We start from the raw sequence: 24,420 nt of genomic DNA on the forward strand, positions 1-24,420 counted from the left end.
CTAAAGTCATCAAAATAGGCTTCGCCCATTTTGATACAATCTTTATTCTTTATGCTCTATGCTTTAAATACATGCTTTAGTTAGCAGATAAATAAAGGCTAATGCCTTTATTTATCTGCTAATGCCGCCACCAACTCAAATCCTAAGCTTTCTATTTTGAGGCGGACCTCGTGCTTATTCTTTAGCCCTACAATCTTGGCGGTTTGGCCGGTGAGTGGGCCTGATTCGATCGTGATGTAGTCGCCGATTTTTGCGGTGGTGCCGATGGTTTCTACTTCGAGGTGGTCAGAAAGGAATTGTCTGATGGCGAGGATTTCTGCGTCTTGGATGACGGCAGGTTTGTGGAGCCAGTACACGAAGTTCACAACACCGAAGGTGCGGCGGACTAGGCCACTTTGCTTTTCGAGGTCGATATTAACGAAAACGTAGGAGCGGAAGAGGACTTCTTCGACCCATTTTTTGCGGTCAGACCATTGCTTCTTACGCTTGGTGGTAGGGCAATAGGCTTCGATACCTAGCTCTTCGAGGCGCAAGGAGACTTTCTTCTCCATTCTGGATTTCGTATAAATCGCGTACCAAGCCATGTTTATAAGCGGGCGTCAGCCAGGTCTTTGGAAAGAATAGATTTGATGTCGAAAATGACTCCGTTCTCTGCTTTCAGGGCAGCGAAGGGGAGGTCAAGGAATTCGTTGTGGGCTACGGTTAAAACGATCGCTTGGTATTTATCAGCTAGTTTTGAGACTAGTTCGATGCCGTGTTCGTGCTTCACTTCGGCTGCGTTTGCCCAGGGATCGTAGACGTCTACGTCCATGCCAAAGTCCACCAATTCCTTGTAGATATCCACCACGCGGGAATTGCGGATGTCTGGGCAGTTTTCTTTGAAGGTGATGCCGAGCATGAGGGTTTTGGCGCCGCCGATTTTTTGGCCTTTGTTAATCAATAGTTTGACTAATTTATTCGCCACGAAAATGCCCATGTTATCGTTCACGCGGCGACCCGAAAGGATAACCTGTGGGTAATAACCTAGGCTTTCTGATTTGTGCAATAAGTAATAGGGGTCCACGCCAATGCAGTGGCCGCCTACTAATCCGGGTTTGAAATTCAAGAAATTCCACTTCGTTCCAGCGGCTTCTAACACCTCGGTGGTGTCGATGCCCATGCGGTCGAAAATCAAGGCTAATTCGTTTACGAACGAGATATTGACGTCGCGTTGGGCGTTTTCAATGGCCTTGCTCGCTTCGGCAACTTTCATCGAAGGCGCTTTGTGCGTGCCTGCGGTGATGATGGAGCGGTAAAGCTGGTCGACTTTTTCGGCGATTTCGGGAGTGGAGCCGGAGGTTACTTTCTTGATTTTGGTCAAGGTATTCACCTTGTCCCCTGGGTTAATGCGCTCTGGCGAGTAGCCGCAGAAGAAGTCTACATTGAATTTTAATCCGGAGAATTTCTCCAAAACCGGAACGCAATCCTCCTCCGTGCAACCCGGGTAAACCGTGGATTCGTAAATGACTAAGTCGCCTTTTTTAAGGGCCTTCCCAATCATCTCCGATGCCTTCAAAAGGGGACTTAAATCCGGCTTTTTAAAGTGGTCAATGGGGGTAGGCACCGTAACAATAAAGGTGTTGCAGGTGCTTAAATCGGCGGCATTCGAAGAGAAAGTTAAAGAAACAGATTCCTTTAATTGCTCCGCGGTCACTTCCTGTGTGCGGTCAAAACCCGTATTTAGTTCCGCGATGCGGCTGGTATCAATATCAAATCCGAGGGTAGGGATGTTTCTTCCAAACTCCACCGCCAGCGGAAAACCCACATATCCTAAGCCAATGATGGCGATCCGTGTACTCATCTTATTTGTTCGAGAAAAGTTTTACGTCCGCCTGAATCATGTCTTTCACTAGCGCGGCTAAGTCGTATTTGAGGGTCCAGCCTAGTTTTTCTTTGGCCTTCGTAGGATCTCCGATCAACAATTCTACCTCCGTAGGGCGGAAATAACGTGGATCTATCGCGATCACTTCTTGTCCCACCGGTACTTGGTAGGCCGGGTTCGAGCAAGAAACGACGGTTCCTTTTTCGTTCACACCCTCACCTGAGAAGGCTACTTCAATGCCTAATTCCGCAAATGAAAGGCGAATAAACTCACGAACAGTCGTCGTAACGCCAGTTGCGATCACGTAGTCTTCCGGTGTATCTTGTTGCAAAATCAACCACATCGCCTCGATGTAATCTTTCGCGTGGCCCCAGTCGCGTTTCGCGTCCAGGTTGCCTAAGTGAATCTTTTTCTCTTGTCCCAAAGCGATTTGGGCCACACCGCGAGTAATCTTGCGCGTCACGAAGGTCTCGCCGCGAAGGGGGGATTCGTGGTTAAATAAAATACCGTTTACCGCAAACATCCCGTAAGCTTCGCGGTAATTCACCGTGATCCAGTAGCCGTATAATTTAGCAACAGCGTAAGGAGAACGCGGGTAGAAGGGAGTCGTCTCCGATTGCGGAACTTCCTGTACCAGGCCGTAAAGTTCCGAAGTGGACGCTTGGTACACTTTGGTCTTTTTAATCAAACCTAGCAAACGTATGGCCTCTAGAATACGCAAGGTTCCGATGCCGTCTACCTGCGCTGTATATTCGGGTTCGTCGAAAGATACTTTCACGTGAGACATCGCCCCCAGATTGTAAATTTCGTCCGGCTGAACTTCTTGAATGATGCGAATGATATTCGTAGAATCACTTAAATCTCCGTAATGCAAGATAAAAGAGGCCGAATCCACGTGCGGATCTTGGTACAAATGATCAATGCGATCGGTATTAATCAACGAGCTTCTGCGCTTGATACCGTGCACGATATAACCCTTATTTAAAAGAAATTCCGCTAAATAAGCGCCATCTTGTCCTGTTACACCCGTAATAAGGGCTACCTTTTTTCCTGTCGACATACGATTCATTAAGAAATCAAAATTACGCAAAAAAGAGGCCTAACGCAATTATTCATACAGGCCCAAAATCGCCTTCTCGTGTTTCGCGTAAATCGCCTTGCGCTTTAATTTCAAGGTAGGAGTGATTTCACCATCCGCTACCGTGAACAAACGCGGCAAGAGAACGAATTTTTTAACCTGTTCGTATTTGGCTACCGAAGCCATCGTTTCCAAAACTTCTTGCTCTATTTTAGCGAACACTTTCGGGTTTTTAATCAAGGCCTCTGGGCCTTTTATGCTTAATTCTTGTTGATCTGCCCACACTTGCAAGGCATTAAATTCTGGGATGATGAGTGCTGATGGGAATTTTTGGCCTTCGCCCACTACCATACATTGCTCAATAAAGGCTGATTCTTTTAGCTTATTCTCCACTAATTGTGGCGCTACGTATTTTCCACCAGACGTTTTGAAAATCTCTTTCTTGCGATCGGTAATCTTCAAATATTTTCCGTCTACCATCATTCCGATGTCTCCCGTGTGGAACCAACCCTCTGGATCAATCGCCTCAGCCGTTGCCTCTGGATTTTTGTAATAACCGACCATCACCGAATCCCCTTTCACACAAATCTCCCCATCTTCCGCGATTTTTAATTCAATTGAGTCCACTAAAGAACCCACACAGCCTACCTTAAAATCCGGTGGATTCACACGTGATACCGAAATAACGGGCGAAGTCTCGGTTAAACCATAGCCTTCCGAAACCGGAATGCCGGCCGCCCAGAAAACACGGGATAAACGAGGTTGCAATGCAGCAGAACCCGAAGCGATCAATCGAACGCTTCCGCCCAAGGCTTCACGCCATTTGCTGAAAATAACTTTTCTGTAAAAGGCCAGTTTTAAAGAATCTAGTAAACCTAGTTTCTCCATGGGATCGTATTGTAAACCGAATTCCAAAGCGCCAAAGAATAGCGTCCGTTTGATGCCGGTGAGCTCATTTCCTTTGGCCAAAATCTTATCGTAAACCTTCTCCAATAAACGTGGAACGGTCGCAAACATCGCCGGTTTTACCTCCTTAATATTATCTGCAATCGTCTCCATACTCTCCGCATAATAGACCGCAACACCGTAATACATGTACATGTACACATCTGTACGCTCGTAAATATGGCATAAAGGCAAGAAACTCAACGCGCGATCACTGGCATATAAATCAAAGAATTTGCCTCGAATCAAGGCCTTAATATTGCTGACAATGTTGTGATGTGTTAACATGACACCTTTCGGACGACCTGTGGTTCCAGAGGTATAAATTAACGTCAATAAATCACTAGGTTTTACCACATCCATTAAAGGCTGTAAAACGGCCGCGTCTTTTCCTTCTCCTAATTCCTTCACTGCCGTCCACATCTCCACATCCGCTACTGGATCAAAGGTATAAACGCCTTTGATTTGCTTATTCCCTTTAGAAGCTTCCTTTACTTTTAAATACAATTCCTCATTTTCACAGAAGATGTATTTTACCTCTGCATCTTTGAAAATATACGCATAATCTTCAATCGTAATGGTGGGATACATGGGTACTGTCACACCTCCAATGATTTGAACAGCAAAATCTACGAAATTCCAAGCCGGACGATTACCCGAGATGATCGCAATTTTATCCCCCGGTTTTACCTGGAGTTCTAAAAGGCCTAAGGCTAGGGTTTGTATATTTTCTAAAGTACTTGCCGATGAATAGTTTTTCCATTCGCCATCCCTCTTTTTGTTAAAGAGGTCTTCTTTTTGAAAACTTTTGTACGCGGTCAATAAGTCGAATACGCGGTTGAATTGTTGATGAACCATTTGTCTGAAGGGTTTAGAAGCGGCAATTTAGCCAAATTGTATTAAATATAGTTCTTTTTGCACCTAATTTACTTATCCACCAGTTATCCACATTCGAACAGGTGATTTACTCTTTTTTTATCTCTTTATACTATTTTATATACCTATAATATCAAAAAAGCATCAAAACCTTTTTTTCAGCTTAAAACTTATCCACACATATAAATTAAAAAAAGAAAAAGTTTTTTAAATCTCTTTTTTGTTTCTTCTTGTTGTTCTCTGTGGATAAGTGGATAACTCAAAATCGTGTTTGTAAGTGCTTGATATCAGTGAGTTTTGCAAATTCGAAACGCAATACACCTGTGTGGATAAGTAGCTAACAACTTGTGGATAAGTCTGAGTTTATCCACACTGCCCTGTGTGGGTAAAAACTTATGCACACTTATCCACGGTTTATGTGGATAGAATGTGGATAAAAAAGGCACTTATCCACACTGCTATGGTAGGGTTATCCACAAGTCACTTAATTGGAAGTTGGCCTTTAATTTGATCTTCGTATCAAAATAATGAACCTCTTCTGATTTAGTACGTGTCTTGTAATTTCCAATGTCCCATTGGCCATTTTCGTTGGTATCCACGATGGCTCTTAGGGTATAGAGGCCAGGTTCCACGTTTACAAAAGAACAAGGCCCCGTGGCTTTTTGCTCGTATGCTTTCTCTAGTTTATCCCCTTTTAACAACTGGTAGATATAATGACCAGGCTGGCGAATACCTCCCTCGATGACACCTGTTTCCTCTGGATCTAATCGTTTAATCACCTGTTTGTATTCGTTCGTTGAATCTGCTTCAGGTCCCACAAAAGCGATTTTATCTAAGGCTAACGTAAACTTGGGCGACTTAGGCAGAAAAGCACTTTTAATGGTCAACACATTCTGGAATTTGTTCCAAGAGAATGCTTCATCTGGGAAGGTTAAGTCATCCTCATTCTCCGTTAAAATGTGTACTTTTTTAGAGACCCATTGCAATACGGGTTTAGGGAAAATCAGGAGTAGGGAGTCTGTAGGAACGATTTGTGCGCCCACCTTAGGGAACACGTCGAAACCGAGTGCTGTATAGGTTACTTTCTCTTTCTTCGCCAACTCTCGGAACTTTGCCTTTAGTTTGAACTCGTATTTTCTGCCTATTGAATCCTCTAATGCGGCTTCAATTTTTAGTGTGTCCGCTTTATTTAATCCGCCGGCATAGATGCGTAAGTTGCGGTCGTTTTCAATTTGATAGAGCGGTTTCTCGCTCGATGAAAAGCGCAAATCGGCTGCTTTAATTCCGCGCGAAAACTCATAAAGAATGGTCTTTGCGGTGGAGGTCGTTTTGCTTAATTTTAGCGGATCCTGGTTCTGTAGTGCGATTTTAAAGTTGCGCGTCTCATTTTTGCGTAGATCGATGAAGGGTTCTGTGATGAAGTCTACCGATTCTTTGGCGGAATTATAAATCAGGTTATTGTTTGCGTCCTCGAAGGCTGCCATGTAGTATTTCCCGGCAGCTAAGTTTTCCAAAGCGTAAGTACCAGACGTATCCGTTCGAACGAAATAGTAAGGCTTCGCTTTGTCGATGGACAAACTATCCGTGTACGGATATAGTCCCACCGTAATATTATCGGCTTTCTTGTTAGTTAACAGGTGCTTTACGCGACCCTCAATTTTCAAGGAATCAATCGCATTTGAGGTGCTGAAAACGAGTTTTATATTCTTGCCTTTATTCCGTTCAGCGATATCTTCTACGGCATTTCTAAAGTTGAAGGTATAGGTGGTATTATCTTTTAGAGCACTGTCCAGAACGAGTGTTAAGCCAGTAGGCCGAATTCGCGTTTCGTAATTACCAATTGAGGGAGTAATTAACAGTTCCTGATTTAGGTTTTTAACCGTGACGTATTCGTTGAAGTTTAATTCGATCTTTTTGCCTTTGAAATTCTTGCTTTTGTTTAAGGGGATAGAGCTCAGAACTACCGGTGCTAAGGTGTCTTTTTTTCCCCCGGGAGGAGAGGCCATTTGGGCGCAGCTTTGTAGAAAAACTAAGCTGATTGCTAGGCCTAAAAATGCAAACAATAAGCTGAATTTCAGGTAATTACGCATGTTCAAAAAAGTATAAATTACTAGAAAAATTCGGCTTGCCTAGCATCGCTCGCAGGTTTGAAAGTAGACCAATACAGAACGAATGAAGTAAGCGCTTGTTCCCCGTTTTGTATTCGTTACTTAACAAAGAAATGTAAAAGCTATCGAAGATCAGTCCGCGACTCTTCTTTAATTTAAACCCGTATTTAGCCGCTAATGCGGTGATGGTGGCTGGGGTGAAGTGGTAAATGTGTCGTGGAACATCATAGGCTGCCCAGTATTGTTCGAAATGGTTTGCATCGAAGGAAGCGGGATTAGGCAAGGCTAAAAGCAATTTTCCGTCTGGCGCTAAACGGCTTTTGAAGAATTGAAAATATTCGTCTAGTTCGTAGACATGTTCTAATACATGCCAAAGTGTAATCACCTGAAAGCTTTTGTCTGAGCTGATTTCTTTTAAAGACGGCGCAATGGGTAGGCCCGTTAATTTCGCAGCTCTAGCGGCCGTTTCTGGGTCTAATTCAACGCCATTAATATGCCAACCCTTTTCTTTCGCGGCCGCTAAGAAGTGGCCGTTTCCACAGCCAATATCTAGCAGTTCTTTATTTCCTTTTTTCTCTGGCTCAATCCACTTCGTTTTCGACTGCAAGGTGAATTTGCGTACGGCGTGATATAACTTATTGACAATTCCCTCATTCGTATCGCTGTGCGAAATATAGGCACTCGCGTGGTAATAAGGTCCCGCTTCGTGTGCTGCTGGTCGTGGATTCGTGTAGATTAACTGACATGAATGACAGGTCACGATATGAAACAGTTCGTTCGATACGGTATAGTCTTTCGCCTTGAATTTCAAGGCGGAATCAGGCGATCCGCAAATGGGGCAGTTTTGTATGTTTTCCATTAGCGTCCCATGAATAAAAGTAGAATTGAAACATCCGAAGCCGATACACCTGAAATGCGACTAGCTTGTCCGATCGTCTGTGGCAAAATGGATTTCAATTTAATGCGTGATTCAGTCGAAAGTGTTTTGATTTTATCGTAGTCAAAATTCGCCGGAATGGATAGGTCTTCCATCGATCGCATTTTGTCTACCATTAACCGTTCTTTCTCTATATAGCTTTCGTACTTCACTAAGATCTCCACTTGTTCGCGCACTTCTTGTGAGTAGTTTCTAACGATCGGTTCTACACTCGGGTGTGTCGCAATGCGGTCGAATGATAAATCGGAACGACGTAATAAATTCACGATAGGCGCCCCCTCTTTCAAGGTAGCACTTCCCTCCTTCTCTAGCCAATCGTTTACTTCTGTTGGTTTTACTTTCGTGTTTTTTATTTCCTCTGTCAAAGCCGCAACTTGGGCTTTCTTCTCTTGAAATTTATTCCAGCGTTGCTCGGTCGCCAAACCTAATTGGTATCCTTTTGCGGTCAAGCGTTCATCCGCATTGTCTTGTCTTAGCAGCGTTCTAAACTCGGCACGGGATGTGAACATGCGGTACGGCTCGTCCGTTCCTTTGTTAATTAAATCATCGATTAACACACCGATGTACGCATCCGAACGAGACAACGTAAATGGATCTAATTCGTGTGTTTTTAAGTGGGCATTGATACCCGCCATTAGTCCTTGGCAAGCGGCTTCTTCGTAACCTGTGGTGCCATTGATTTGGCCAGCAAAGAATAAGCCTTTCACGCGCTTCGTCTCTAACGTAGGCGTCAATTGAGTAGGTGGGAAATAATCGTATTCGATCGCGTAACCCGGACGGAACATCTTCGCTTTTTCAAATCCTGGGATTAAACGAATCGCTTCGAATTGAATGTCCTCTGGCAAGGAAGTTGAGAATCCATTGACGTAAATTTCTACCGTACTCCATCCTTCTGGTTCCACGAAAATTTGGTGTGAATCTTTGTCTGCAAAGCGGTTGATTTTATCTTCCACCGATGGACAGTAGCGCGGGCCTAAACCTTTGATTCTACCAGCGAACATAGGCGAACGGTCGAAGCCTTTACGCAAGACCTCGTGTACTTTCGTGTTCGTATGCGTGATCCAACAAGAGCGTTGCTCGGTCAGCGGAGTTTCAGTTAAGTACGAAAAGGAACTTGGATTTTCGTCGCCCTTTTGTTCCTCCATGGCTGCGAAGTCTAGGCTTCTACCATCCACACGTGGTGGCGTTCCTGTCTTCATTCTCCCGGATTCGAAACCTAGGTTAACCAGTTGTTCCGTTAGTCCGATGGCCATCGGTTCTGCCATTCTTCCTCCGCCAAAATTCTTCTCTCCTATGTGGATCAAGCCATTTAAAAAGGTTCCGTTCGTTAGTACGACGGCGCGTGCGGTGAAAGTCATTCCCATGCGGGTGATGACCCCTTTTACTTCGCCTTTTTCTACGATTAATTGCTGAACAGAATCTTGCCAAAAATCAACATTCAAATTCCCCTCTAATGCATTTCTCCATTCCTCTGCAAAACGCATCCGATCGGATTGACAACGGGGTGACCACATCGCCGGACCTTTAGAGCGATTCAACATTCTAAATTGAATCATGGTCTTGTCTGAAATGATTCCAGACATTCCACCTAGGGCATCGATTTCTCTAACGATTTGACCCTTCGCTACACCCCCCATTGCTGGGTTGCAAGACATCTGGGCAATCGTCTGCATATTCATCGTGACCAACAAAACACGTGAGCCCATCTGCGCCGCCGAATAAGCTGCTTCGCATCCGGCGTGTCCCGCTCCCACCACAATTACATCGTATGAATTTAGCATAGCTATGCATGTTTCACGTGAAACATTTTAGTATTGTTTAATGTAAAAATCTTCTTTCTCGGTCATTAATGCCTTGTCCTCTTTCTTCTTGTCTTTATAACCCAGTAAGTGCAATAAACCGTGCACCATGACGCGCTCTAATTCTGTTTCAGAGGTACCGAGCTTTTCCCCATTTTCTTTCACGCGATCGATCGAGATAAAGATATCTCCCTCGATTTTCTTTGGGTCTTCTGAGTTATCAAAAGTCACGATATCCGTTAGCGTATCGTGGTTCAAATACTCCTGGTTAATCTGTAACAGATAATCATCTGAGCAAAAGACATAGCTTAGTTCTAGGATCTTTTTCCCTTCTTGTTTCGCCACCTCGTTTAACCAGGCTTTGTGTTTTAACTTCTCTTTTAGGGAGAATGTTATGTCTTCTGTGCAAAATTGAATCATGTGCGCGCTATTAAAGCGCGAATTTACGAAAAAGCATCCTCGAAATGCTCTATTTTGAACGCTTGTGGATAAAAATTCACCGAAATGCTGTCAAAACGAACTTCTTGGCGCCATTTATGCTGGTATTGATAGGCACAAGCAGCCCTGCTGATGAGCCTTATTTTGTTTTGGGTGATTTTCTGCTCCGGATGTCCGTGGGTATTTCTGCGAAGGGATTTGACTTCTATGAAGATTAAGAGATCCCCTTTTTTAGCCACGATGTCGATCTCCGCTCGTTTGTAGCGGTAGTTTCGTGCTTCGATGGTATAGGCGTTTTTTAATAGATAGTCTACGCTAATTTGTTCACCTAATTTTCCTTGTGTTATATGTTTTGCCATTATTGTATCTTTGTTTTCCTAAAGATAGCCCGGGGTTTAGTTTGGCGCTATCAGCCTCTTGATAAAGAATGAAGCAGAATAAAGAAGTCCAATTTGTTGATTTAAAACTGATAGAATACAAGGAAGCTTGGGATCTACAGGAGACTTTATTAAATCGCATAGCGACAGTGAAATTAGATAACAGAGGCCTTGAAGAGGACCAAAAAGTCATCACGAATAATTACCTTCTATTTTGCCAACACCCCCACGTATACACCCTAGGTAAGAGCGGTGACGAGTCCCATTTGTTGTTGCAAGAATCGTTCTTGTCTACTATAGGTGCTACCTTTTTTAAGACGAATCGAGGTGGTGATATTACCTACCACGGACCCGGCCAATTAGTGGGCTACCCTATTCTGGATTTAGAGAATTTCTATACAGACATTCACTTATATCTGCGTATGCTGGAAGAGGCGATTATTAAAACCTGTGAGGGTTTTGGGTTAGTAGCTGGCCGGATTGAGGGCTTGACGGGTGTGTGGATTGATCCTACAGAAGAAGGCGCTCGCAAGATTTGTGCCATGGGCGTGAAGGCGTCTCGTTGGATAAGTATGCACGGCTTTGCGTTGAATGTAAATACGGATTTGAACTATTTCTCACACATTGTGCCTTGTGGCATTGCGACCCGTGGGGTTACTTCGTTGCAGCAGGAATTAGGCAAGGAAATGGATTTTGAAGCTGTTTCGGCTATTGTCAAAGGGCATTTGAATGACCTATTTAAAATGGAATTAGTGAATGTTTCACGTGAAACATTGAAAGCATAAGATTTACGCGTTCCACGTGGAACATGAAATATGGATACCTTAAAGAACTTCAAGAATACCCTCTTCATTGATATCGAAACTTCGTCCGGAGTATCCGATTTTGCCCTACTTTCAGATAAGATGAAAGAATTTTGGCTAAGAAAGGCGAAGAATTTGATAAATCCCGCTAATATCAGCCTAGAAGAGATGTATTTCGAAAAGGCGCCATTGTATGCGGAATTTGGGAAGATTATCGTGGTGGGAATGGGCTTTTTGTTCGTTAACAAACAGGGCGAGATGGCCTTAAAAGTGAAGACGATTGCCCACGCAGACGAAAAAACGCTTCTCACAGAGTTCATCGCGTTCGTAAATAAGACCTATAAGTCGAGAGAATTAACGCTGGTGGCACATAATGGCAAAGAATTTGACTTCCCGTATTTGTGTAGACGCATGCTCGTTAACGGTTTGGAGATTCCGAAGTCGTTGCAATTACAAGGCAAAAAACCATGGGAAATTATCCACCAGGATACAATGGAGATGTGGAAGTTTGGCGATAGAAGATCCTATACTTCGCTGGAATTATTAGCGGAATTGATGGGTATTTCAGGGGCCAAAGCTGATCTTTCTGGAGACCAGGTGAACCGTGTTTTCTACAAGGAAAATGGATTAACTAGGATCAATGAGTATTGCCTAGAAGATGTCATCGTAGTGGCGCAACTCTATCTACGTTTTCACTTTTTAGATCTAGTTGCGCCAGAAAATATTGTCAAATTATAGGGTTTTAGCCGGGTTGCCGAATACGCGTTTCGAGGCAGCGACATTTTCAATTACCACACTACCCGCTCCTACCGTAGCGCTCTTTCCTACCTTCACACTTCCCACGATTGTTGAGTGAATTCCTACATAGGCATTGTTCTCAATGATTGCTTCTTTGCCTATCACAGAACCCGCTCCGATGGAAGCAAAATCAGCAATTTGTGCACCCGTTTCTATGATGGCTCCGGAGCCGATGATGACATGATCCCCTAGTTTTGTTTCAGGTAAAATCTGTGCTCCACTTCCGATGAATACTCCGTACGCAAGGCTTTTCACGTCTGCCACATTAGCGGATGGATGGATTGCATTTACGGGTTTTACTTCGCGCTCTTCTAAGATCAATTCGATCATTTTCTTACGCTCGGTTGGGTTTTCTAAGGCCACAAATACGCCGCAGTTTTTACCAATTAATTTGAAATAAGACTCATCGTCTGCTGTTCCTAAAACGGGAATTTCGCCAATGCTGGTGTCCTTTTTCTTAGGATCATCGTCTAAGAATCCGTAGATAACGACGTCGTTCTTTTGAAAGATGTGGGCTACTTCTAGGCCAAAAGGATTTACGCCAATGATAATTACAGGTAATGAAGTCATTTAGGATTGTATTTTATGCGTGTAATCTGATAGTTTAAAGCTGGTTTTTCCGTCTTTTAATAAGACTAATTCGGTGTAATTTTCACCTAAAGAAATACTTGAATCAGGGGACAAATGTAAGTCTTTCCCGTCAATTTCCGTTAATCCATAGAATGGTGACATATCTCCGATGTTCTCGACTACCCATGAATAATGAATATTTCCATCGGTCATCGGGGTTTCTACGAGGTTAAATAAGACGTCTGCGCGGACAGTTGCGCTAAGTGGCGCATCGGTGATTTTGATATCTACAATCGTTCGTTCGTTCGTAGGTAAGGCTTCGTATTCCGCAATGGATTCCTCCGCATAGCTTCCATCGGCAATCGCGCAGAAGGCATCGAGTAATAGACAGGCGTTTAATTTGCGCAGTGATTTTTTTTCTAGGTCCCATCCTGCCCCACCAGATTCTAGTAATACCAAACCGTACCCGCGAGACGAGAAGGTGTCGCCAAAGGCGCGGGACTCAAATTCGTCTGTCCATTTTGCGATTTTGCCTGGGATAATGGGCTGTATTTGGCGCAGCATTCGCTGGCAGATTTGGCCTGCGCGTAAGCGGGATGGAGTCCAAGTTCCTGCGTCGTCCCCTGTAGTGGCTAGGAAGGCGATGTGGGTTTGTTCTGGGCTATTGCCTACCGAATACAAGCGGTTTTGGTCGTGTAAATTGAAGGCGAATGCGGGCTTGATATCGTCAGCCCACGCCGATAAAAGGCGCGCTTCTACAGAGTTTTGCTTCGTTGCATCGCGGTTCATGTCGATGCCTAATGCCGTTTCTCGTTGCCATCTCTCCGCACCGTCTGCATTCAGGCGGGGAATGATGCGCAAGGTGATATTCTGATGTAATTTTTGCTTAAAATCGGCACCAAGTTGTCCAGATGTGGATAATAAACGAAAAATATCGGCCAAAGCCATCGTCGCCGTAGCCTCATCACCGTGCATTTGGGACCAGGCGATCACTTGTATGGGACCCTCGCCGTAGCGAACTTCGTGTATGGGTCTGCCCTCTTCGGTTTTACCCAGTTCGCGGACAGCAAAATGAGTGGACCATTCGGTGATTAATTCTTGCCAAAGAGCCGCAGAAAAGCGGCGTTTCGTTAGGCGATTTTCGCGGAAGGTTTCGTAGAGTTCGAAGGCTTTATTAAACATCAGTGACATTTAGTAGATAGGTTTAGGCAGATAGTCAGCCCAGGTTTGATTTGAAAAGATTCCTTTTTTACCTGAGCCGAATAGGACAATCAGGGTAATGATGAAATAGATGAACCAGGCTGATGGACCAAAAAGTTCCATGCCTAGGAAGGTGGCGGCAAGCGGAGTTTTGGCAAGACCACCATATAAACTGACGAAGCCGATGGCTGCCGACAATCCCAAAGGCAATGAAAACCAAGAGGCGAAACCGGACGCCGCATGTGAGCCGATCAAAAACAAGGGCGTCGCTTCTCCCCCTTTAAATCCGAGACCTAAACTGAGGTTTGTCGCGAGTAATTTCCAAAGAGCGAAGTCTGGTGCGACCGACGTAAATGGGCGTAATAAAAATTCCGAACCAAGTCCGATCGTTTCATGAAACACCGGGACGTTGAACACGCCGAACAAAATCAAGCCCGCGAGAATCCCTTTTAGAGGACCTTGTACGGGTGATTTGTCGAACGCAGAAATTATAATCGATTCTGAGCGCTTATAGAGAAAGGCAATTAGGGCTAAAAATAGGCCCAGGAGCGCTAATTTCGCATAAAATGCACCTGAAAACTCGGGTAAAAAAACCGAAGGGTAAGAAAGATGTTTTGTGCCGTACACGTGGAGACTTACATAATTTGCGAAAAAGGCAGCGAAAAGACAGGCGGGGATGTGGCGAAAATTAATTTTGCCTACCTCTCCTACTTCGAGTGCAAAAAAGGCTCCGGCCAGTGGCGTCCCAAAAACGGAGGCGAAGCCGGCGGCCATACCTGCCTTAGAGAATAGGTCAATGTCCGAAAATTTTTCTCCCAGCACTTTACCCATAGTCACCGCCGTTCCTTCACGTCCGACGGAGGCGCCTGCCAAATGACTGAGCCAGGTGGCGGGAATGATGAGGTAGGCTGGGACTTTGAAACTTTGGAAAATTAAACCTACTAGAGGTAAGGCATAGAGGTAGGATCCGTTGTGTTGAATCCAGTCGAGGCCGGCTAAAAATAGCGAAGAAAAGCTCCCTGTGGCGAAGGAGAGTGCGACCAATAGGCCTAGATTCGTCAGAAATGCCTTAATTAATCCCTTTATTCGAGCCAAAACAACAATAATTTTGTTTCAAAGGTAAGAATTATATTTTCCCTACCTTTGCAAATCTACTACAATGCCGAATCCAATGGATGAATTTTTAAGTTTGGGATTAAATCCACAGCTGCAACGCGCGTGTACCGCGGTGGGTTATACGAAACCAACTCCGATCCAGGAGAAGGCCATTCCGTTATTATTGCAAGGCCACGATTTGCTGGGAATTGCGCAAACGGGGACCGGAAAGACGGCTGCTTATGCGTTGCCTATTTTGATGCGCTGCAAATATGCGCAGGGAAAGAATCCGCGTGCCTTGATTTTAGCGCCTACCCGCGAGCTGGTGATGCAGATTCACACCGTGATGATCGGTTTAGCGCAGTTTACGGACTTGCGTATTTTAGCCTTATACGGTGGATTAGGGCCAAAACCTCAGATCCAAGCCCTCGAGGAAGGCATCGACATCCTCGTTTCTACGCCAGGTCGATTCTTAGAATTGTACCGTAAGGATGTGATCGTGGTGAAAGAATTGAAATTCTTGATTTTAGACGAAGCAGATAAGATGATGGATATGGGCTTTATGCCGCAGATTCGTCAGATTTTGGAAAAAATACCCTATAAAAAAAGAATGAACGGATTGTTTTCCGCGACTTTCCCAGAGAAGGTGGAGAACTTGTCCCACGAGTTTTTGGAGTTTCCGATGAAGATCGAAATCACCCCGCAGGCTACGCCTGCGAGTCAGGTGACGCAATCGGTCTACGAGGCGCCTAATTTGTTAACGAAATTACATGCCCTCGCTTACTTTATGCAAAACCCTGATTTTCATCGGGTTATGGTATTCTGTCGCTCGAAAGATGCGGCAAATGAAGTGGAGAAGTGGCTGTTGAAATCATTACCGAAAGACCAGGTTCGCGTGATCCACTCGAACAAAGGACAGAACACGCGTATCAACGCGATGGCGCAATTCCGAGAGGGAAATGTGCGCGTTTTAGTGACGACGGATGTGGCGGCTCGCGGGATTGATATCCCCAAAGTTTCCCACGTAATCAACTTCGATGTGCCCTTGATTTACGAGGATTATGTCCACCGAATCGGCCGTACAGGTCGTGCGGAGGAGATAGGGGAGTCGATTACCTTTATTACGTTAGCAGAAAGCTACCACTGGGCGAAGATCGAGGAAATCATTCAGCAGAAGATCGAAATCGAACAGCTGCCAGAAGGAATTAAGATCGAAGAAACGCCATTTTTAGAGCAACAAGATATGTTACGCGCGGTCGATGATCAGCGCAAACGCGAGGATCCGGACTTTAAGGGTGCGTTCCACGATAAGAAATGGGTGATTAAGGCCAAAGCGGCAGGCAAGAAAGTGCCCCAGAAAAAAGCCGTTACGAAAGCTGGACCCAAAGGCGGCGCCGTTCAAGGCCCCAAGCCTGTCGTCCGCAATAACCGTCCAGGAAAGAATGCAAAATTCCGTCCTGGCGCAGGGTCAAGTAAAAAGAAACGTTAGTTTTGTGATTATGAAGAGAGTTCTGTTATTGTGTTTGATTTCGTTTGCTGGGTTCACCGCGTTTTCGCAGACTAAGCCCGCAAAGAGTGAAGCGGCGCCGGCGCCGAAGGCGCCGGCTACTCCGGTTCGCGCAGCGAAATACGAAGTATTGTATGGTTCGAAACCACTTTCGAAAGCCGATCAAAAGGAATTAAATGAGTTCGTGGCGAGCTGCGATGCCTCTTTTGGCTCGAGAGCTGAAGCCGTTGCTTTTTTCGCGGAACGCGCTTGGGAATATGTGGCTACTGCACGTTTAGACACAGCCACACAACGATTTAATTTAATTAGTGCCTTGGACCCGAATAGCGTGGATGCGTTTTGGGGATTAGGGGTTATTTCGTTCCAAAGAGGGGACAACGATCTCGCTATTCGCCTATTAAACAAGGGTTTAGAGTTAGATTCTACGCAGTCGATGATGCGCGTGGATTATGCGATCGTGAAGTTAGATTGTTATCAGAAAGGCCAAGAATGTGGAACATTGGACGAAGTTGAAACAGAATTAAAGCATGCCTTGGCGCAGGATCCGAAGAACGCGAATGCGTGGATGAAGCGTTGCCAGGTGGCGTATTTCAAAGAGAATTACGAGTTAGCTTGGACCTATTTCCACGAAGCTCGCATGGCTGATATTTTGCAATTGGACTTGAATTTTGGTTCGCTGTTAGCTGCCAAAATGCCTGATCCGAAAGGCATATTTAAATAGCGTAGCGATGGGTATTCGTTCCTTTTTTGCCAAACCTCTAGCGGCCCGTGTCGTTAAAAAGTACCGCTTAAGCCAGGAGCAGGCCTTTGAGCGCCAAGACTTTTGGTTAAAGCAGATGGTGGCGAAGGCGGAGAAAACCCTTTTCGGGCGAGGTCACTCCTTCTCCAAAGTCAAGAACTACCTCGACTACCGCTCTAACGTACCCATCTTCGAATACGAAGACATCAAGCCCTATATTGACGAAGTGGTGGCGGGCAAAGAAGACATTCTTTGGCCAGGAAAACCAGCTTATTTTGCCAAAACTTCCGGCACCACCTCCGGCGTCAAATACATCCCCATCTCATCGGATTCGATGCCTTTTCACATTACTGCTGCGCGGGATGCCTTGTTGCATTACGTGTATTACAGCGGGAATTCCTCGTTTTTAGACCGGAAATTGATTTTTCTAAGCGGTTCTCCGGAGATGACCGAGACGAATGGTGTTCCCACGGGCCGCCTTTCTGGTATCGTGAACCACCATGTGCCGGGCTATTTGCGCGGAAATCAGATGCCGTCTTACAAGACGAATTGCATCGAAGACTGGGAACAAAAACTCGAGGCGATTGTGCAAGAAACGATTTCGAAGCGTATGGGATTGATTTCCGGGATTCCGCCTTGGGTGCAGATGTATTTTGATCGTTTAGAGGAGTTATCTGGCCAAAAAATAGGCGACCTCTTCCCCGATTTCCAGGTCTTCGTGACCGGCGGTGTGAACTTCGAGCCATACCGAGAGAAATTACTGGCCTCGATAGGCCGAGAAATTGACGTGGTGGAGACATATCCCGCTTCGGAAGGGTTCATTGCGTTTGACGACTCTTCGGGCGAACCTGGGCTATTATTGAACGTAGACGGCGGTATTTTCTTTGAGTTTGTTCCTACGGATACCTATTTCGGCGCTAACCCAGTCCGTTTAAGCCTCACAGAGGTGTCGCTAGACGTTAATTACGCACTATTGTTAACGACGAATGCCGGCCTTTGGTCCTATTCCATCGGCGATACGGTCAAGTTCGTTTCCTTGAACCCGTACCGCATTGTGGTGACGGGTCGGATTAAGCACTTTATTTCGGCTTTTGGCGAACACGTCATCGCGGAAGAAGTCGAGAAAGCATTAGCTGCCGCGTTGTCTGCTTGTCCAGAAGCCCGTGTAGTTGAGTTCACTGTCGCACCGCAGGTTTCCCCTTCTTCGGGTTTACCCTACCATGAGTGGCTGATCGAGTTTTCGTCGCCGCCTTCTTCTTTAGCTACTTTTCAGGATGCTCTAGACGCGTCCATGTGCGCGCAAAATATCTATTACCGCGACCTGATTACGGGGTCCATCTTGCGCCCTTTAGTGCTTACCTCGCTTCCCGCAGGTGCTTTTATCTCGTATATGAAGTCACAGGGTAAATTAGGGGGCCAAAACAAAGTTCCCCGCCTCTCGAATGACCGGGGGCTGGCAGAAGGCGTCCTGCGGACTTAGTCGACTCGCCACTTCGTGGCTTAGTCGGCGCTTTGCGCCTTAGTCACGGCGAGGCCGTTTAGTCGCCTACGGCTTAGTCGCGGCGGAGCCGCTTAGTCACGACGTTGTCGTTAAGTCATCGCTTCGCGATTTAGTCAAATATGTCGTTTACGGGTCGTATGGGCATTAATGTGTGAAATAAACGTCGAGGTACTCAGGGGACTTTTCAGGTATTGACACTTTCTGTCAATATGCATCCCATTTTTTTGGCATAAAAAAAGCCTGAAACTCAGGCTTTTTCAATTCGAATATTAATTAGGCGCTTAGCCTACAATTACATCTTTTTTCATTTTGTGTTTGTTTAAAACTGTGATAAAGGTAGGAGGAAAAATGGATTAATGATGATTGTGAATGATTTATTTTACGGTTAAATAATTGCCGGATTGGAATTTCTTAGTGGTGATGCAATCTACGCTCAAAAAATCTTTCACAAATACTTGATTAAAGCCAGATAGGGCATGTTTTCCAATAATTGTGAGTCGAATAAAAGATGATTTATCTTTCCATAAATCGGGCAAATTATCAGTTGTTCTAAGCCGCATTGCATGTAGATTAAAGGAATCATTATCGTTGCTTCTTGGGATATAGGCGATAAAATTATCCTTTAGTTTTATGTCGCTTCCTTGTAAATTGTTTCCCTTAAAATCTCCCACGGGTTTATAAAATGTTAATTCTACACGCACGTCGAAAATTACAGCAGGGGTTAAGTTTACAAATTTGAACGTGTAATTGTCTTCGCCATTGAATTTTACGAGGCTTATATTTTCTGAAATCGCAATGATTGGCTTTTTCTGGTAGAGGAAGAATACGAGAAAAAAATAGGATGATGCGAGGCCCGCGGTGATACTTACTATTAGGTCCATATTATTAGTGGTTATATTTGCAAACCTCTAATAATTTTCAGCCTAAACCTATCAGGTTATTGATAAATCGCAACGGTGGAATTGACAGCAATTGTCAATATCTGAAAAGCCCTCTGAGTACCTCGAGGATAATATTACATAATAGTGCTTTTAAAGCCAACTAGGGCACATTAGGGCGCGCAGACTTTAGCCCGGCGAAGTATTTTCGGAGGGTGGTGGGGCTGATTTTTTTAGCCACGATTTCGCCTTTGCGGTTTAAGAGATAAAAGGTGGGGTTTGAGAAGGCGTCGTAGGTGCTGCGCAAAGGGGAATTAGCGGGCAGGTCGACGTGGAGGACGTTTGTGTTTACGCGGTACTTAGAAATGAAATCGAGCCAAACCGCGCGGGATACGCCGGGTTCGTTGCAGACCGCGAAGCGGCCTATTTTCAGGTTCATGATGCGGGAGATGACGGAGGTGGTGGAGTCGATTTCGGGGACCTCTTTTTGGCAATGATCACAGGTGGGTGCGTAGAACATTAATAGGGTGTAATCGTTCTCTGATGCGAATTTATGGAGGTCCTGGGTGGCGCCGCCGGTGTCTTTTAGCACGATGTTTGCGGCGACTGCGTTCGATTTTAAGGCGCTCAATTTATCGGCTTCTTCTTTAAAGGCTTTTTTCTGCGCGGCGGTAAACGCGCCGCACGCATTCCCAACCCCGTATTTGGTTAAAAACCAGGCATAGCCCTCTGTGTTACCCACGATGTTTCGGTTCTTCATCACGCTGGAGAAATAGTCGAAAACGAAGGGATAGGATTTGGCGCCGCAGTCGATTTTGGACATCGCCTTTTCTACACCTACACGGATCGAATCAGCCTGCAAAGGATAATAGGAGAGGTATTCTACAAGCAAAGAACGGTAAATGGGGGTGAATAATAACTTGCCATCGCTGAACGGAATCTTCGTGAAAAAGCGCATACGAGCCGCGTAGTCCGTACGGCTAGGAACCGATTCGTCTAGCGTATTGAGCGATTTGAAATAGAGCGCAAGTGTAGAAGAGGGCGGAAGCGCAGCAAGTGCTTTCTTGCGGAAGGCGACTAAGGCAGCTGTTTTGGACTGGAAAAATGCGGCTTTCTCCGCGAATTTGAACTTGCGGCCTCGGGCAATTTCTACCTGGTACAGGGAGTCGATGACGGAGAAGGATTTCTCGAGTCTTTGGTAGTTTAAAAAGACTTCGTTTTTCGGGTCTGAGGAGTGTGCTGAGGCTACATAGGCAGGTCCTGAAAAGGTCAAAGCGAATTGATCGTTGTTCTCGATATTGAAGTAAATGCGCTCTTTGGATGGGGCGAATTGTAGGTAATAGATACCGCCTTTAATGGGAGTTTTCGATGTTAAAAGCGTGCCGCGCACCGTATCTTTGGCCAAATAATTCTTCTCATCAAACAGCGTTCCACGGAAATAAACGGGGTTTTTTGTTCGGGAAACAGTGATTTTAAATTGCGCCTGGGTAAAAAGGGCAAAGATTCGGTTCATGGGGGCAAATATACAGCATTTTATAAATTACTCCCACACGAAATCATAATGTTAATTTAAATTAACAAAATAGGGTATATTTGTAAATTATATTTAATGTTATGGCGAATTCAGGATTTCCACTTATGCCTAAATACCAACGAATTTTGAGTGGTATGGGCGAGAATATTAAGCTAGCGCGTTTGCGCAGAAAATTGAGCGCAGAGCAAGTGGCTATGCGGGCAGGGATCAGTCGTCCTACGCTTGTTTCGATTGAAAAAGGGGTGGATTCTGTCAGTATGGGGGCGTATTTTATGGTATTGCACGTGCTAAATTTATCGTCTGACTTTTTGCTTCTAGCGAAAGATGATGTGCTGGGAAGGAGATTACAGGATTTGGAATTAGTGACAAAGCAACGCGCGCCTAAAAAATAAGAAAGATGGCTTATCGAAGTTTTTTTGTATATGCTGATTGGGAGGGTTTGCCAGAGGAGAAAATGCTCATGGGTCAACTGCAATCGGAACTATTGCGAGGAAAAGAGGTATTTTCTTTTGTTTATTCGAAGGAATGGTTGTCGAGTAATTTTGCGCAAATACTGGATCCCGATTTAGGTTTTAGTGAGGGAATGCAGTATTTGAGTGATGATAAGGCGAATTTTGGTTTGTTTTTAGATTCATCGCCGGATCGCTGGGGAAGAGTTTTGTTGCGCAGGAGGGAGGCGGCTATGGCGCGCTTGGAAAAAAGGGCCATACAAAATTTGACCGAACTGGATTTTCTGTTGGGAGTTTTTGATGGAAATCGGATGGGGGGATTGCGCTTTAAAAGGGAAATGGATGGACCTTTTTTGGACGATAACAAACAGTACGCGGTTCCGGCCTGGACTTCCATTAGAGAATTAGAACAAATAAGTTTGCGTTTAGAAAGTGAGGAAGCGGTTCAGGATCCTGATTATTTGCGGTGGTTAAGCTTATTAGTGGCGCCTGGATCTTCCTTAGGGGGCGCTCGCCCAAAAGCATGTGTTGCAGATGTGAAAGGGCACTTATGGATCGCCAAATTCCCAAGTGGACAAGATACGTTTGATGTAGGTGGCTGGGAATTGGTAACGCATCGTTTGGCTTTAAAAGCGGGTCTTGAAATGGCTGAGGCAAAAGCCAACATCTATTCGACAAAGCACCATACTTTTTTAACGAAACGCTTTGATCGAACAAGTGCTGGCAAAAGAAAACATTTTGCTTCTGCGATGACACTTTTAGGCTATTCCGATGGACAAGATGGCGCTAGTTATCTTGAATTAGCTGATTTTATCATACAACAGGGCGCGAATGTTTCGAGTGATTTAGTCCAATTGTGGAGACGAATGGCCTTTTCTATTGCCGTTTCTAATGTGGATGACCACCTTAGAAATCACGGTTTTTTGTGGTCCAAAGAGGGATGGATTTTATCCCCGGCTTATGATATTAATCCCGTTGAAACAGGTACAGGTCTTCATTTAAATATCTCTGATGTGGATAATGCGTTGGATTGGGATCTACTCAGAGAGACCGCGCCATTCTTTAGAATAGAAGCAGAACAAGCAGAAAAGATTATTGTAGATGTGAAGACTGCTGTTCAGGGCTGGGAGAAAGAAGCAAAAGCTGTTGGAATTCCTTTATTAGAGCGTGATTTAAAAGCAAATGCGTTCCGTATGGCATCAGTGAACTAGTTTTTTTAACAACATTGCATTAAGAATCCACTATTATCAAAACTTGTAAATTTTGCAAGTTTCGATAATAGTGATGCGCTGCTTTAACTCAGGCGGTAGCGTGTACTGCGACCGCCCGCTTCGTCTTTTTGCAGAATGTTTTTAGAAAGCAGGTCGTTTAGGTCTCTGATGGCCGTGTCTTTTGAGCATTTACAGATTTTTGCCCATTTATCGGAGGTGAGATGGCCGTCGAAACCGTCGAGGATTTTGTTGAGCATTCGCTTTTGCCTGTCGTTGAGGGTGATGAGGTTGTTTTTTTGCCAAAATTCCCCTTTTAACCATACGCGTTTTAATAGTGTGTCTGTTGATTTTAGCGCTTTGATGAGGGTTTCTAAAAACCAGTGGAGCCAGAGAGTGAGGTCGAGGTTTCCTTTTTGGGTTTTCTCTAAAATAGTGTAGTAGGCATTTCTGTCCAGCTGTATTTGCGCCGAAAGGCTATAAAATCGTTGCGCGCTGGTGTCTGAGCGGGCCATTAACAAATCCGTCACTGCGCGTGTAATTCGACCATTCCCATCGTCAAAAGGGTGGATGGTCAATAGCCAGAGGTGGGCAACGCCCGCCTTTATGACGGAGTCTAGGGTTTTATTGGTGTTAAACCAGTCTAAAAAGAGGGCCATTTCGCCCTCGATTTTGGAAGAATCTGGTGCTTGAAAATGGATTTTTTCCTTGCCAAAAGCTCCCGAAACTACCTGCATCGGACCCTTTTTATCTGTCCTCCATTGGCCTACCGAAATGGGGTACATTCCGGAACGCCCGGTGGGGAAAAGGGCGGAATGCCAGTTGAAAAGCCGATCGGAGGTGAGTGGGTCGTTGAAGTTTTGGGTTGCATCTAACATCATTTCCACCACCCCATCCACGTGGCGATCAGAGGGAATCGAACCGGCAATTTCCAAACCTAACTGCCGCGCAATCGAAGAGCGAACCTGCTCCGCATTCAAGCGCTCGCCCTCGATCTCCGAAGTCTTCAGCACATCCAAGGTCAGGGTCTCTAAAAAAGCCTCCTTTTGCAAAGAAAAACCGAGAGCTTCCATCTTCCCCAAAATCCGCCCCTGCAAGAAATGCACCTCACTTAGGGGCAAGATGAGTTGATCTAATCTCCAAGTGAAGTTAGACCAAGACTCGAGTTCGTGGATGTAGGTGCTTAATCGTTGCATAATGTGCAACGAATGTAAGGATTAATCGTTGCATAAATTCTTTATGCCTTGATTTTCTTATTCTCGGCGTTGCCGCTTAGTCGCCTACGGCTTAGTCACGGCGTTGCCGCTTAGTCGTCCTGCGGCTTAGTCACGGCGTTGCCGCTTAGTCGTCCTGCGGACTTAGTCATCGCTTCGCGATTTAGTCAAATATGTTGACTGGTTGCTCTGGAGGCACTATTGCGTGAAATAAACGTCGAGGTACGCAGCGGGCTTTTCAGGTATTGACAGAAAGTGTCAATAGTCCAAAAGCGGCTTGGATGCCTCGAAGTTTTTTTAACATTAGTGGCTCTCAACGCTTCAATCGATATTTATCAGTAATCGCTTTTACCAAAGAAGATTTATAAATGAAGTTTTTGGGGAGTTTAATCGCGCCTTTTAACAACAAGGTCTTTGCTTCAAATACTTCATTATGGGGTAATTTCTTAGTTGCCATTGTTTGTAGGGGTTTGAAATATTTTAGAAACATTTATATAATAAATCT

The 24,420-nt window shown here is 45.0% G+C and carries 23 protein-coding genes; 7 read left to right on the top strand and 16 right to left on the bottom strand.

The window, feature by feature from the left end; translation table 11 throughout:
• Nucleotides 1-107: 107 nt before the first annotated feature.
• The 9 genes from G9X63_RS05175 to G9X63_RS05215 all read right to left on the bottom strand — a co-directional run bounded on the left by G9X63_RS05175 (nt 108) and on the right by G9X63_RS05215 (nt 10,401).
• A complete protein-coding gene (locus tag G9X63_RS05175; protein WP_130922431.1) occupies nt 108-584 on the bottom strand; it encodes a UpxY family transcription antiterminator in 477 nt (158 codons plus the stop codon).
• 2 nt (nt 585-586) lie between these two features.
• Nucleotides 587-1,840: a nucleotide sugar dehydrogenase gene (locus tag G9X63_RS05180; protein WP_252624756.1), complete on the bottom strand. Its 1,254-nt coding sequence runs from the start codon at nt 1,838-1,840 to the stop codon at nt 587-589.
• A gap of 1 nt (nt 1,841) precedes the next feature.
• On the bottom strand, nt 1,842-2,921 hold the full coding sequence (gmd, locus tag G9X63_RS05185) for a GDP-mannose 4,6-dehydratase (RefSeq protein ID WP_130895875.1): 1,080 nt from the start codon (nt 2,919-2,921) through the stop codon (nt 1,842-1,844).
• A gap of 48 nt (nt 2,922-2,969) precedes the next feature.
• The gene (locus G9X63_RS05190; RefSeq protein WP_252624757.1) at nt 2,970-4,742 is read right to left on the bottom strand and encodes an AMP-dependent synthetase/ligase; all 1,773 of its coding nucleotides are present in this window, start codon (nt 4,740-4,742) and stop codon (nt 2,970-2,972) included.
• Between the two features lie 476 nt (nt 4,743-5,218).
• Nucleotides 5,219-6,766, bottom strand: a complete 1,548-nt coding sequence (locus tag G9X63_RS05195) for an Ig-like domain-containing domain (RefSeq protein ID WP_252624758.1) — start codon at nt 6,764-6,766, stop codon at nt 5,219-5,221.
• A gap of 76 nt (nt 6,767-6,842) precedes the next feature.
• The gene (locus G9X63_RS05200; protein ID WP_130922435.1) at nt 6,843-7,727 is read right to left on the bottom strand and encodes a class I SAM-dependent methyltransferase; all 885 of its coding nucleotides are present in this window, start codon (nt 7,725-7,727) and stop codon (nt 6,843-6,845) included.
• Entirely contained in the window at nt 7,727-9,586 is a 1,860-nt protein-coding gene (gene mnmG / locus G9X63_RS05205) for a tRNA uridine-5-carboxymethylaminomethyl(34) synthesis enzyme MnmG (protein WP_252624759.1), read from the bottom strand. Before mnmG ends, G9X63_RS05200 begins: the two co-directional genes overlap by 1 nt.
• A gap of 27 nt (nt 9,587-9,613) precedes the next feature.
• Nucleotides 9,614-10,024 carry an rRNA maturation RNase YbeY gene (gene ybeY / locus G9X63_RS05210; protein ID WP_130895621.1) on the bottom strand — a complete coding sequence of 137 codons (411 nt, stop codon included), beginning with the start codon at nt 10,022-10,024 and terminating at the stop codon, nt 9,614-9,616.
• 23 nt (nt 10,025-10,047) lie between these two features.
• Nucleotides 10,048-10,401: a YraN family protein gene (locus tag G9X63_RS05215; RefSeq protein WP_130895620.1), complete on the bottom strand. Its 354-nt coding sequence runs from the start codon at nt 10,399-10,401 to the stop codon at nt 10,048-10,050.
• A 68-nt stretch (nt 10,402-10,469) separates the two neighbouring features.
• Between G9X63_RS05215 and lipB the strand changes: the two genes are divergently transcribed.
• Entirely contained in the window at nt 10,470-11,204 is a 735-nt protein-coding gene (gene lipB / locus G9X63_RS05220) for a lipoyl(octanoyl) transferase LipB (protein WP_130922437.1), read from the top strand.
• Nucleotides 11,205-11,234: 30 nt separating this feature from the next.
• Nucleotides 11,235-11,960 (top strand): 3'-5' exonuclease, encoded by a 726-nt coding sequence (locus G9X63_RS05225; protein WP_252624760.1) that lies wholly within the window; start codon nt 11,235-11,237, stop codon nt 11,958-11,960.
• Here the strand turns inward: G9X63_RS05225 and G9X63_RS05230 are convergent.
• From G9X63_RS05230 to G9X63_RS05240, 3 genes are read right to left on the bottom strand one after another with little or no spacing between them, the layout of a single operon-like run.
• Complete coding sequence (locus G9X63_RS05230; protein WP_130922439.1) at nt 11,955-12,590, bottom strand: NeuD/PglB/VioB family sugar acetyltransferase; 636 nt, start codon at nt 12,588-12,590, stop codon at nt 11,955-11,957. The genes G9X63_RS05225 and G9X63_RS05230 overlap by 6 nt on opposite strands.
• A complete protein-coding gene (locus G9X63_RS05235) occupies nt 12,591-13,781 on the bottom strand; it encodes a M14 family zinc carboxypeptidase (RefSeq protein WP_252624761.1) in 1,191 nt (396 codons plus the stop codon). It lies immediately after the preceding gene.
• The gene (locus tag G9X63_RS05240; RefSeq protein WP_252624762.1) at nt 13,782-14,885 is read right to left on the bottom strand and encodes a chloride channel protein; all 1,104 of its coding nucleotides are present in this window, start codon (nt 14,883-14,885) and stop codon (nt 13,782-13,784) included. It lies immediately after the preceding gene.
• Between the two features lie 64 nt (nt 14,886-14,949).
• On the opposite strand from G9X63_RS05240, the gene G9X63_RS05245 reads away from it, so the two are divergent.
• Genes G9X63_RS05245 through G9X63_RS05255 form a run of 3 tightly spaced genes read left to right on the top strand, consistent with a single transcriptional unit; the run spans nt 14,950 to nt 18,611 of the window.
• A complete protein-coding gene (locus G9X63_RS05245; RefSeq protein ID WP_413542149.1) occupies nt 14,950-16,374 on the top strand; it encodes a DEAD/DEAH box helicase in 1,425 nt (474 codons plus the stop codon).
• Nucleotides 16,375-16,384: 10 nt separating this feature from the next.
• A complete protein-coding gene (locus G9X63_RS05250) occupies nt 16,385-17,113 on the top strand; it encodes a tetratricopeptide repeat protein (protein WP_252624764.1) in 729 nt (242 codons plus the stop codon).
• 7 nt (nt 17,114-17,120) lie between these two features.
• Nucleotides 17,121-18,611, top strand: coding sequence for a GH3 auxin-responsive promoter family protein (locus G9X63_RS05255; RefSeq protein ID WP_252624766.1), 1,491 nt, complete (start codon nt 17,121-17,123; stop codon nt 18,609-18,611).
• A 395-nt stretch (nt 18,612-19,006) separates the two neighbouring features.
• Here the strand turns inward: G9X63_RS05255 and G9X63_RS05260 are convergent, their stop codons facing one another.
• Together G9X63_RS05260 and G9X63_RS05265 are read right to left on the bottom strand one after the other, a co-directional pair.
• Nucleotides 19,007-19,333: a hypothetical protein gene (locus G9X63_RS05260; RefSeq protein WP_252624767.1), complete on the bottom strand. Its 327-nt coding sequence runs from the start codon at nt 19,331-19,333 to the stop codon at nt 19,007-19,009.
• 340 nt (nt 19,334-19,673) lie between these two features.
• The gene (locus G9X63_RS05265; protein WP_252624769.1) at nt 19,674-21,023 is read right to left on the bottom strand and encodes a peroxiredoxin family protein; all 1,350 of its coding nucleotides are present in this window, start codon (nt 21,021-21,023) and stop codon (nt 19,674-19,676) included.
• Between the two features lie 101 nt (nt 21,024-21,124).
• On the opposite strand from G9X63_RS05265, the gene G9X63_RS05270 reads away from it, so the two are divergent.
• Nucleotides 21,125-21,436, top strand: a complete 312-nt coding sequence (locus G9X63_RS05270) for a helix-turn-helix domain-containing protein (protein WP_130895608.1) — start codon at nt 21,125-21,127, stop codon at nt 21,434-21,436.
• Between the two features lie 5 nt (nt 21,437-21,441).
• A complete protein-coding gene (locus G9X63_RS05275; protein ID WP_252624771.1) occupies nt 21,442-22,704 on the top strand; it encodes a type II toxin-antitoxin system HipA family toxin in 1,263 nt (420 codons plus the stop codon).
• Nucleotides 22,705-22,787: 83 nt separating this feature from the next.
• Here G9X63_RS05275 and G9X63_RS05280 read toward each other — a convergent pair whose 3' ends face one another.
• Nucleotides 22,788-23,897, bottom strand: a complete 1,110-nt coding sequence (locus tag G9X63_RS05280; protein ID WP_252624773.1) for a Fic family protein — start codon at nt 23,895-23,897, stop codon at nt 22,788-22,790.
• A 331-nt stretch (nt 23,898-24,228) separates the two neighbouring features.
• Nucleotides 24,229-24,372 (bottom strand): hypothetical protein, encoded by a 144-nt coding sequence (locus G9X63_RS05285; RefSeq protein WP_252624775.1) that lies wholly within the window; start codon nt 24,370-24,372, stop codon nt 24,229-24,231.
• Nucleotides 24,373-24,420 lie beyond the last annotated feature (48 nt).

The sequence above is a fragment of the Aquirufa antheringensis genome, assembly GCF_023921165.1.
GTDB lineage: Bacteria > Bacteroidota > Bacteroidia > Cytophagales > Spirosomataceae > Aquirufa > Aquirufa antheringensis.